Annotated in this window: 9 protein-coding genes; 3 read left to right on the top strand and 6 right to left on the bottom strand. The window is 73.1% G+C overall.

The window, feature by feature from the left end; genetic code table 11:
• Positions 1 to 1,210, bottom strand: a 1,210-nt coding sequence (locus DZF91_RS16665) for a sensor histidine kinase (protein WP_158587960.1), incomplete at its 3' end; no start/stop codon positions are given.
• A gap of 154 nt (positions 1,211 to 1,364) precedes the next feature.
• Here DZF91_RS16665 and DZF91_RS16660 point away from each other — a divergent pair.
• Complete coding sequence (locus DZF91_RS16660) at positions 1,365 to 2,021, top strand: SDR family NAD(P)-dependent oxidoreductase (protein WP_117358377.1); 657 nt, start codon at positions 1,365 to 1,367, stop codon at positions 2,019 to 2,021.
• 290 nt (positions 2,022 to 2,311) lie between these two features.
• Here DZF91_RS16660 and DZF91_RS16655 read toward each other — a convergent pair whose 3' ends face one another.
• Positions 2,312 to 2,914 (bottom strand): CGNR zinc finger domain-containing protein, encoded by a 603-nt coding sequence (locus DZF91_RS16655; RefSeq protein ID WP_117358376.1) that lies wholly within the window; start codon positions 2,912 to 2,914, stop codon positions 2,312 to 2,314.
• A 62-nt stretch (positions 2,915 to 2,976) separates the two neighbouring features.
• Between DZF91_RS16655 and DZF91_RS16650 the strand changes: the two genes are divergently transcribed.
• Positions 2,977 to 3,366 carry a RidA family protein gene (locus DZF91_RS16650; RefSeq protein ID WP_117358375.1) on the top strand — a complete coding sequence of 130 codons (390 nt, stop codon included), beginning with the start codon at positions 2,977 to 2,979 and terminating at the stop codon, positions 3,364 to 3,366.
• Positions 3,367 to 3,646: 280 nt separating this feature from the next.
• Here DZF91_RS16650 and DZF91_RS16645 read toward each other — a convergent pair whose 3' ends face one another.
• On the bottom strand, positions 3,647 to 4,651 hold the full coding sequence (locus tag DZF91_RS16645) for a L,D-transpeptidase (RefSeq protein WP_235834352.1): 1,005 nt from the start codon (positions 4,649 to 4,651) through the stop codon (positions 3,647 to 3,649).
• An 81-nt stretch (positions 4,652 to 4,732) separates the two neighbouring features.
• Between DZF91_RS16645 and DZF91_RS42115 the strand changes: the two genes are divergently transcribed.
• Complete coding sequence (locus tag DZF91_RS42115) at positions 4,733 to 4,903, top strand: hypothetical protein (protein ID WP_235834351.1); 171 nt, start codon at positions 4,733 to 4,735, stop codon at positions 4,901 to 4,903.
• 221 nt (positions 4,904 to 5,124) lie between these two features.
• Here the strand turns inward: DZF91_RS42115 and pgl are convergent, their stop codons facing one another.
• From pgl to zwf, 3 genes are read right to left on the bottom strand one after another with little or no spacing between them, the layout of a single operon-like run.
• Positions 5,125 to 5,907 (bottom strand): 6-phosphogluconolactonase, encoded by a 783-nt coding sequence (pgl, locus tag DZF91_RS16640; protein ID WP_117358374.1) that lies wholly within the window; start codon positions 5,905 to 5,907, stop codon positions 5,125 to 5,127.
• Positions 5,904 to 6,971 carry a glucose-6-phosphate dehydrogenase assembly protein OpcA gene (locus DZF91_RS16635; RefSeq protein WP_117358373.1) on the bottom strand — a complete coding sequence of 356 codons (1,068 nt, stop codon included), beginning with the start codon at positions 6,969 to 6,971 and terminating at the stop codon, positions 5,904 to 5,906. Before DZF91_RS16635 ends, pgl begins: the two co-directional genes overlap by 4 nt.
• Before the next feature lie 3 nt (positions 6,972 to 6,974).
• On the bottom strand, positions 6,975 to 8,504 hold the full coding sequence (zwf, locus tag DZF91_RS16630) for a glucose-6-phosphate dehydrogenase (protein WP_117358372.1): 1,530 nt from the start codon (positions 8,502 to 8,504) through the stop codon (positions 6,975 to 6,977).
• Positions 8,505 to 8,639: the final 135 nt, after the last annotated feature.

Genomic DNA, 8,639 nt, shown 5'->3' with positions numbered 1-8,639 from the left:
CGCCCGCGTAGGCCGCGCCGTCCGCGCCACCCGCGTAGGCCGCGCCGCTCGGGCCGCCCGCGCTGGTCGGGCCGTCAGCGCCGTCCGCGCCATCTGCGTTGGCCGGGCTTCCCGCGCCGTCCGCGTCGGCTGGTCCGTCTGCGTCCGCCGCGCCCCTCTCGTCGGCTGCGCCGTCTCGGGCGGACGCGGGTGTGTTCCCGTCCCGCATGGCTAGGGCCAGGCCGCTCCCTGCGGCGCCGTCTACCCGGCCGTCCAGTTTCGCGTGGCCCGCCATCCGGCCGTCCAGTCCCGCGCGGCCTGCCATCCGGCCGTCACGTTCCGCGCGCCCTGCCACCTGGTCGTCCGTCTCCAGGTGGCCGGAGACCTGGTCGTCCAGTTCCACGCGGTCTCCGGCGTTCCGGGCCTCGCTGACCAGGGACGGCAGGTCCGCCAGTGTCGGCTGGGGACGTTCGGGGGCGGGGTCCGACGGTTCCGGGACGGTGCGCAGCACACCGATGACCTCGCGCAGGTCCTCCATCGCCTCGTAGGCGCCGCGCCGGATGATCCCGGCGGCGTCGCGCTGCGCCCGCGGCGCGTCCGGGCTGAACTCCAGGGCCCCGGCGTGGACGGCGAGCAGGGAGATCCGGTGCGCCAGGACGTCGTGCATCTCGCGCGCGAGCCGTTCCCGCTCCAGCAGCCGGGCCTCCTCGACGCGCAGCCGCTGGCCCTCCTCCGCCTGCCGGGCGCGCTCCCGCAGCGACTCGACGAGCAGCCGCCGCGACCTGCGCAGCATCCCGGCCGTGACCAGGACGGCGTGCGCGAGCGTGAAGACGACCGCGCCCTCCACCCAGTTCTGCCGGTCGGTGGCGACCAGCGCCATAAGCCCGCACACGACCGCCGTCTGCGCCAGCGCGATCGGCACCGCGACCCGCCACGGGCGCAGCGCCGCGACGCTGAACAGCGCGACCGCCGCCGCCCCGTACGCGGCGGCTCCGAGGAACTGCGCGAGGGTCAGCCCCACCGCGAGCGCGGCCGGGAAGCGCCGCCGGAGCACCAGCACCGCCAGGCAGCACAGCAGCCCGACGACGAGCTCGCGCGTCTGCGCCGAGGCGCTGTTCTGGCTCGGCTGGTCGGCCTGGGACAGCCCGACCGTGACCAGCGCCGCCAGGGCCGTCAACAGCGTGACGCCGATGTCGCCGGTCCACTCCCGGACCAGCCGTCCGCCTCTCACCCGTCCGACGCTACCGATCCGTCCCGCACCCGGCGAGCCGCCATCGGTCGCCCACCCATCGACTTTGGTCGATCCCCGGTAGGCGCGCTTGACCCTCACATTGATGTCACGATCTACGGTCGCCCCGGAACGACACGAACGGAGGGGGACGCCGATGTCCGGTGTAGTGATCATCGGGGTGGGGCCGGGAGTCGGACAGGCCGTGGCGCGCAGGTTCGCCGCCGAAGGGCTGCCGGTCGCCCTGCTCGCCCGCGGCGCGGAGACCGTCCGGACGGCGGCCGAGGCGCTCGCGTCCAGCGGCGTCCCGGTGGCCGCGCTCACGGCCGACGCCACCGACAGGACGGCTCTGGAGGCCGCGCTCGACAAGGCCGTCGCGGAGCACGGCGTCCCGGACGCCGTCGTCTACAACGCCGCGCTCATCCGCCCGGACGCCCTGGGCGAGCTGTCGGTGCGCGACCACATGGACGCGTGGGCCGTCAACGTCGTCGGCGCGGCGAACGCCGCCGCCCACCTCGCCCCGGCCATGGCCGCACGCGGCGGCGGCACGTTCCTGATCACCGGCGGGATGCCCGAGCCGAAGCCGGAGTACGTCAGCCTCTCCCTGGGCAAGGCGGGCGTCCGGACCCTGGTCAACCTCATCGACCGGCAGTACGGCGAGGCCGGAGTGCACGCGGCGAGCGTCACCATCGACGGTCCGGTCGCACCCGGCACCGACTTCGACCCCGACGACATCGCCGAGCACTACTGGCGCCTCCACGCCCAACCCCGCAACGCCTGGCAACACGAAGTCCTCCACTCCGCCCGCCTCTGACCAAGGCGTCCCCGCCCCACCCACACCCGGACGCCCGCTCGGGTCGCCCGCCGCTGACCTCAGCTCCCTACACGCTCACCCGCGCCCGTTCGCCTGCTCGGCTCGACCGCCGCCGACCTCAGACGTCCCCCCACACGCCCCCCACACCCGAACGTCCCCTTGATTCGACCGCCACTGGACGGTCGGCGGCGATCGCCTTGATGCACGTACGCCGTCTCGCGACGTCTCTACCGTGGTCCTCGGGGCTCGGGGCTCGGGGGCCAGTTTCCGGCGACTCTGGGGGGCCGTGCTCAGGCGCTTCCTGTGCGGCGGGCGCGGTGGGTGCGGAGTTTGCTGCGGTTGCCGCAGCGCTCCATGGAGCACCAGCGGCGCGCGCCGGGACGGGACGAGTCGACGAACACCAGCGGGCAGTTGTCGCTCGCGCATTCGCGGAAGCGGTCGGCGAGGGGCCCGGTCAGCAGCTCGACCATCTCCCGCGCCAGCGTCGAGAGCGCCTGTGTCACGGTCACCGGCGCGGCCCAGTCCGCGGAGGTCCCGTCGTCGCTCAGCCGAGGGGCCAGGGGAGGGGCGGACGCTGCCGCGTTGATGACCGCCACCTGGTCGGAGGGCAGCGCCTCGCCGTCGGCTCGGGCGTGCGCGACCACCCAGACGGCCTGCCGCAGGGACTTGGCCGCGCCCAGGTCCGCGTCCGTCGCCGGGACGGTCAGGACGGCCGACAGGGGCGGCGCGGCCAGCCATTCGGCCAGGTCTTCGGGGGTGTGAAGGCTCTCGAAGACCGCGTACCGGCCTTCGCCGCCCGTATGGGCGAAGTCGAGGCAGACGGCCCCGGCGTCGAACCGAAATGACCCGCCCTTGGGGTCGTGCAGGACCCGTCCGGTTGTGCGCGCTCGCATGAAACCACTATAACTGGTGTCCCAAGACACCGCTTCAACCGGTTTCAGAAAAGAGCCATCCCATGAGCGTTCGGCACATCAACCCCGAGGGCCTGCACCGCAGCCCCGCCTTCAGCCAGGCCGTCGTGGTCGAGCAGCCCGCCAGGACCATCTACGTCGGCGGACAGAACGGCGTCGGCCCGGACGGCCGGGTCGTCGGCCCCACGGTCGCCGAGCAGGCCGGGCAGGCGCTGCGCAACCTGGCGACGATCCTGGAGAGCGAGGGCGCGACCTTGGCGAACATCGTCCACTGGCGCATCGCCGTCGTGGAGGGGCACTCGTTCAACGAGGGCTACGCCGCCTTCCAGGAGATCTGGGACCCGCGCAACCCGCCGCCCGCCATCACCGTCCACGTCGTCGCCGGCCTCAACCCCGGCTGCCTCGTCGAGATCGACGCCGTCGCGGCCATCTGAGCCCAGACCCCGCCTCACCGGTCCACTCCGGCTCGCTCCTTACCGGTTTGCTCCGGTTCCCACCTCACCCGTTCGTTACGGCCTGCTCCTCGCCCGCTCGTGCCGCCTTCCTCCTCACCGCTTGCGCCGAGTCCGTCCTCACTCGCCCGCCCCAAGTCCGTCCCCGTCCGTGCGGGCTACCCTCTTTTCGCGCGAGCGGACAGGCTTCTCGTCCGCTCGCGCGGAGTCCTCGGCATCCTCGTGGCGGGCCGGGCCGGGCCGGGGCGGGGCGGGGCGGGGGTCAGGTGAGGGGAGCCGTCGTGACGGGCTGGCCGAGGGCGCTGCCCTGGAGCCAGTCCTCCCAGGACTTCGCCCACGGGGTGGGGCCGTTGCCGAAGCGGAGTTTGCGGGAGGTGCCGGTCACCTCGATGATGTCGCCGCGGTTGGTGAAGTCGAAGAACCACTTGGCGTCCGAGGGGGCGGCGTTCACGCAGCCGTGGCTGACGTTGGCGTTGCCCTGCGCGCCGGTGGACCACGGCGCGGCGTGGACGAACGTTCCGCTGTAGGTCATGCGGACGTTCCAGTCCGTCGGGATCTTGTACGCGCCCGGGTCGCCGGTGGTCGCCGAGTCCATGATGATGTGGGCGTCCTTCTCCTGGGCGATCATGATGCCGGTGTAGCTGTCGTCGCCCGGACGGCCCAGGCTGACCGGCAGCGTCCGGACCAGCCGCCCTTCCTTGTACACCTTCGCCTCGTGGGTCTCGGCGTCGATCCTCGTGTAGTGCTTCGCGCCGATGGTGAAGGCGAGCGTGCGGTCCTTCACGCCGTAGAGGCCGGTGCCCGCCTTCACGCCGGACAGGTGCGCCACCAGCTTCACCTTCGTGCCGGACGGCCAGTACTCCTTCGGCCGGAAGTCGACCTCCCGGTCGCTGATCCAGTACCAGGCGCCCGTGACCGGCGTCGAGGTGCGCAGCTCCAGCGAGCGTTCGACCGCCTGCTTTCCCGCCTTGGTCGCCACGTCGCGGCTCAGCATCAGCTGGATGGGGATGCCGACGCCGACCGGTTCGCCGTTCAGCGGCGCGAGCCCGCTCTCCAGCTTCCGCTTGGCGGCGAGCGTGGTGAAGGTGGACGTCACCGTGCCCTTCTTGCCGCCGTCGCCGTGCGCGGTCACCGTGTAGGTCGCCCCGGGCGTCAGCCCCCAGGACGTCTGCCAGGTCCGCCCGTCCGGCGACAGCGTGCCCTCGGCCTTGCGGCCCTTGGCGTCGGCGACCGAGACGTCGGTCAGCTTGCCCTTGGTGGCCTTCACGACCACTGGCCGGTCGGGCTCGACCTGCTGCGCGCCGTTGGCCGGAGTGATCGTCAGCGGGGGAGCGTCACCCTTCCCGCCATGCCCGTCGGACTCGTCAGCGGGGGAGCGTCACCCTTCCCGCCATGCCCGTCGGACGCCCCGCCGCCGGACGAGCAACCCGCGACCACCAGCGACAACGCCGCCGCCGACACCACGCCCTTCATCGTCCTGCCCACGCGTTACCTCCCCGTCGCGTCGAGTCCAGGGTAAGCACGTGCCCACGGGACAAAAGACCGAACGGAATTCTGTGGATGAACGCGAGAGAGCCACGCCCCTACAGGGCGCGGCTCTCACTTCCGAGCCCCGCAAGGCGCGGCTCCACGTCCACGCCCCGCAGGGCGCGGCTCTCACTTTCACGCCCCCCCGAGGCGCGGCTCCACGTCCGCGCCAACGCGGCGCGGCTCTCGCTCCGACGGGTGCGGGTGGTCAGGTCACGGGGACGCGATGCGCTCGATGCCCGGCGGCAGCTCCGCCGCGGCGGCGCGGTCCAGCAGGAACAGCGTCGAACGGCGTCCGCGCGCGCCCGCCACCGGCACCTGCACCGGACCCGCCTCGGGCGACAGCCCCAGCCGGACGGCCTTGGACTTCGACGCGCCCGCCGCGAGCACCCACACGTCCCGCGCCGCCCGTAGGGACGGCATGGTCAGCGAGATGCGCGTCGGCGGCGGCTTCGGCGCGCCGCGCACGCCCACCACCGGACGCTCGTCGTACAGCGCCGGCATGCCCGGGAACAGCGACGCGACGTGCGCGTCCGGCCCGACGCCCAGCATCAGCACGTCGAACGACGGCACCGGTCCGTGGTCCTCCGGACGCGCCGCGCGGCGCAGCTCCTCGGCGTAGCGGGCGGCGGCGGCCTCGGGGTCGGCGCCGTCCGGGCCGTTGGTCGCGGGCATCGGATGCACCCGCGCCGGGTCGAGGTCCACGTGGTCCAGCAGCGCCTCGCGCGCGCCGGTCTCGTTGCGCTCCGGGTCGCCGGTCGGCAGGAACCGCTCGTCGCCCCACCAGATGTCGAGCTTGCGCCAGTCGATCGCGTCCCGTGCGGGCGTGGCGTTCAGCGCGGCCAGCACGGCCGTGCCGACCCCGCCGCCGGTCAGCACCACCGAGGCGCTGCCGCGCGCGGCCTGCGCGTCCACGATCCGGGTGACCAGCCGGGCCGCCGCAGCCTTGGCCAGCAGCTCCTGGTCGCGGTGGATCAGGACGGTCGGCGTGCTCACTTGGCCGACCCCGACCGCTTGCCCGGCGCCGCCTTCTTCGCGGCCCCCGCGCGGCCGGCCGCGCCCTTGTCGGAGCCCTTGTCGGCGCCGTCGCCCGTGCCGCCGTCCGTGCCGCCGCCGCCCGTGTCGGCCGGCCCCTGCGGCGTGGTCGCGGCCGTGAGGTCCTTGGCGAACCGGGTCACCGCGTCCTGGTAGACCTCGTCCGGGTCGAGCCGGCGCAGCTCCTCGGCCAGCAGGTCGGCCATCGGACGGCGGTGCAGCGCGACCTGCCGGTCCGGCTGCCCGGGACGCGACAGCGTCGCGACCCGCCCGTCGTGCCGCGACACCTCGATGTCGCCGCTCCTGGTCGTCAGCCGGACGCCGGTGATGCCCGGGCCGTCGGACACCGTGCGGACGACCCGGATGCCGAGCCGCACCTCCAGCCAGGCCGCCAGCAGCTCCGCGGACGGGCTGTCCGGCTCCGCCGAGACCTCGCCCACGGTGATCTCGTCGTGGTCCTGGTCGAGCGCAGCCGCCAGCAGCGACCGCCAGTTGGTGATCCGGGTCCAGCCGAAGTCGGTGTCGCCCGGCCGGTACACCTCGGCGAGCCGGGCGAGCGTGCCGAGCCGGTCGCGGGCCGCGTAGGAGTCGGTCACCCGGCGCGCGGCGAGCGCGCCCAGCGGGTCGCCCGACGGGACCTTGGGGACCCGGCCGCCGGGCCACCAGGTGACCACGGGCGTGTCCGGCATCAGCAGCGGCACGACGACCGAGTCGGCGTGCTCGGCGAGCGGGCCGTACATGCGCAGCAGGACCGTCTCGCCCGGGCCGGTCTCGCCCATCCGGATCTCGGCGTCCAGCCGGGACGAACTGCCGCGCGCGTCCCGCGAGATCACCGTCAGCACCCGGCAGGGGTGCTCGCGGGCCGCCTCGGTCGCCGCCCGGACCGCGTCGTACTGCGCCGACTCGTCGGTGACGATGATCAGGGTCAGCACCATGCCGACGGCCGGGCCGCCCATCAGGTGCCGGGCCTGGGTCAGCGATTCCTGGATCCGGCGGGTGGTGGTGTCGGTGAGATCAATGTTCATGGGTTAGAGCCGCCTCCAGACGCGGCCGTCGCGCGCCATCATCTCGTCCGCGCCGTCGGGGCCGTAGCCGCCCGACTTGTACTGCTCGACCTTCTTGCGTTCCGCCCAGTGCTCCTCGACCGGGTCGAGGATCCGCCAGGACAGCTCGACCTCCTCCTGGCGCGGGAACAGCGGCGGGTCGCCGATCAGCACGTCCAGGATGAGCCGCTCGTACGCCTCGGGGGAGGACTCGGTGAACGACTCGCCGTAGGCGAAGTCCATGTTCACGTCGCGGATCTCCATCGAGGTGCCGGGCACCTTCGATCCGAACCGGACGGTGATCCCCTCGTCCGGCTGGACCCGCATGACCAGGGCGTTCTGCCCCAGCTCCTCGGTGTCGGTCTGGGAGAACGGCTGGTGCGGGGCCTGCTGGAAGACCAGCGCGACCTCGGTGACCCGGCGCGACAGCCGCTTGCCGGTGCGCAGGTAGAACGGCACGCCCGCCCAGCGGCGGCTGTCGATCTCCAGCTTGACCGCGGCGTAGGTCTCGGTGGTGGACGACTGGGGGATGCCCTCCTCCTCCAGGTAGCCGGACACCTTCACGCCGCCCTGCCAGCCCGCCGCGTACTGGCCGCGCGCGGTCGCCAGCGACAGGTCGTCCGGCAGCCGCACCTGCGACAGGATCTTCGCCTTCTCAGCGCGGACGGCCTCGGAGCTGAACGAGGTCGGCTCCTCCATCGCGGTCAGCGCGAGCAGCTGCAGCAGGTGGTTCTGGATGACGTCGCGGGCGGCGCCGATGCCGTCGTAGTACCCGGCGCGTCCGCCGATGCCGATGTCCTCGGCCATGGTGATCTGCACGTGGTCCACGTAGGACCGGTTCCAGATCGGCTCGAACATCGTGTTGGCGAACCGCAGCGCCAGGATGTTCTGGACGGTCTCCTTGCCGAGGTAGTGGTCGATCCGGAAGATCGACTCCTCGGGGAAGACGCGGTGCACGATGTCGTTGAGCTCCTGCGCCGACTTCAGGTCGTGCCCGAACGGCTTCTCGATGACGACCCGCCGCCAGGAGTTCTCCGACCGCTCGGCCAGGCCGCTGCGCTGCAGCTGCTCGGTCACCGTCGAGAAGAACTTCGGCGGGATCGACAGGTAGAAGGCGTAGTTGCCGCCGGTGCCGCGGCTGGTGTCCAGCTCCTTGACCGCCATGGCCAGGGCGTCGAACGCGCCGGGGTCGTTGAACTCGCCGGGGACGAAGTGCATGCCCTCCGACAGGTGGTTCCAGACGTCCTCGCGGAACGGGGTGCGCGCGTGCTGCTTGACCGCCTCGTAGGCGATCTGCCGGAAGTCCTGGTGGTCCCAGTCGCGGCGGGCGAAGCCCACCAGCGAGAACCCGGGCGGCAGCAGGCCCCGGTTGGCCAGGTCGTAGATGGCCGGAAGCAGCTTCTTGCGCGACAGGTCCCCGGTGACCCCGAACAACACCAGCACGCACGGCCCGGCCACACGTGGCAGCCGCTTGTCCCGCGGATCCCGGAGCGGATTGGGTGCTGTGTCCGTCACGTGGCGGTCCCCTCTTCTCGCACTATGCCGTGGACCGTTCCTGCCCACTTGTTTCCTGTGCTCCCTCGCCGCGCCGCGCACGGCGCGCGCCGTCCGCGCGGGCGAGGGCGTCGCGGGCGGCGTGCCGGGCCGGAC

It is taken from the genome of Actinomadura logoneensis (assembly GCF_003428695.1).
Classification (GTDB): domain Bacteria; phylum Actinomycetota; class Actinomycetes; order Streptosporangiales; family Streptosporangiaceae; genus Spirillospora; species Spirillospora logoneensis.
This window is presented reverse-complemented; position numbering and strand designations above follow the sequence as displayed.